We start from the raw sequence: 294 nt of genomic DNA on the forward strand, positions 1-294 counted from the left end.
GCACCCCAGAAGTCCCACAGCTGACCCGAAACGGTACCCAGCACGTCGTGCTGTTGGTTCTGTTGTTGGATCTGCAGTTGGGCAGCGACGTAGGCCAGAGCCTCGGCGCTTTGGTTGCCGGCACCGAAGACGTTCAGCGGCTGGCAGTTCTTAACGACGTCCGAGTTGGCGTTCAGCGTACCCGGTACGTTCGGGTTACGGCTGGTGACGGTGCCGCCGTTGGCGGTCAGGTCTTGAACGCGGCAGACGATTTGGCCGGCCGAGTTACGAACGGCGTCCATCGCATACGAGAAA

Annotated in this window: 1 protein-coding gene; it reads right to left on the minus strand. The window is 61.6% G+C overall.

The features are described from left to right. A partial coding sequence (locus OB03_RS14670; RefSeq protein ID WP_461344661.1) for a hypothetical protein occupies positions 1-294 on the minus strand: 294 nt, incomplete at both ends.

Source organism: Brevundimonas sp. GN22, assembly GCF_054824005.1.